Raw genomic sequence first — 1117 nt, 5'->3', positions numbered from 1 at the left:
CGTCTGGAGCGGTTCGGTGTTTGAGCAAGCGGTAAGCACCAGCGCAGGGAACACGATGGCAATCTGGATCTGTTTTGAAAGCATTGAGTGATAAACCATCCTTTCGGACGCTGCAGATGACATCATATTGTGACCAGATGCGGGCGCCATTGACTGCTCATTTCGCGGACAACGACGAAAATCTCCAACATAATGGTTCAAATTCTCAAAGACCCAATAGGCTGGCTCGTAATTGCCCCATCTTCAGGAAATCGGTGGCGGTGCGCCAATGGCTACCGCCATTACTCCGTGAGGAGTCCTGGCGATCCTCAAACGGGGTCGGTGTGGGGCAGAGTGACTGACGAGTTTTCGCCAGCATTTCGGTTGAAGTAGCGGACCTCTGAATGCTAGCATACTGTCTCTTAGGACAAGGGCCCACCACTTCGGAAGAACCGGGCGGCAAAGCGCTTGATGCGCAAGCTCCTGAAAACACAAGACCGTCCGCCCCGTGTAATGATCACCGACAAGCTACGTCCTATGGTGCGGCGAAACGAAAGAGCACACCAAGCCTCAATCATCGTTCTCACAACCGACTGAATAATAGGGTGGAGAATCCTCATCAACCCATCCGACGACGGGAGAGGATCATGAAGCGCTTCAAAGTATCTCGACAGCTTCAGCGTTTTCGTTTCCATCCACGACCGGATCAGCAGACACGCAGATCTTCACCCAGCCGGAACATAGTAACGTCCCGGGTTTCGAGCACCGCTAACAAAACTGCGTATCCGCATCTTCAGGCTCAAGCCGCACACCATTCGGCAGCGACGCTGTCAAACATAGGCGTGTCGATGTCTGCCGAGCTTTCCGCCGGGGCCTCCATGCGCGAAGCCTCCTGGAACATTATCTCGCGCATCCAGATGCTTCCGGGGTCGGAATTGTGAAGCAAGGGCCACTGCACAGCCTCCGTGAACCAGAGGGAAGGCAGCGGATGATCGACGATCTGGAGGCGGATGGTGGGTTCGAAATGTCTGACGAGCCGCAAGGGAAGGGTTGCTATCCGATTCGTCCCCTGAAGTAACATCGGGATCGCGTTAAAGCCCTGGACCACGATTTCGATACGCCGCTTAAAACCGTGCTC

Annotated in this window: 1 protein-coding gene and 1 pseudogene; one reads left to right on the top strand and one right to left on the bottom strand. The window is 54.7% G+C overall.

The window, feature by feature from the left end; all coding sequences use genetic code 11:
* Nucleotides 1–423 precede the first annotated feature (423 nt).
* Nucleotides 424–723, top strand: a pseudogene (locus AC1D1Z_RS37655) (DDE-type integrase/transposase/recombinase); the annotation flags it as partial.
* 55 nt (nucleotides 724–778) lie between these two features.
* Here AC1D1Z_RS37655 and AC1D1Z_RS37650 read toward each other — a convergent pair.
* On the bottom strand, nucleotides 779–1117 hold a 339-nt coding region (locus AC1D1Z_RS37650), incomplete at its 5' end, for a type 2 periplasmic-binding domain-containing protein (protein WP_477853930.1).

This window comes from Rhizobium sp. P1_E1 (assembly GCF_056406015.1).
This window is presented reverse-complemented; position numbering and strand designations above follow the sequence as displayed.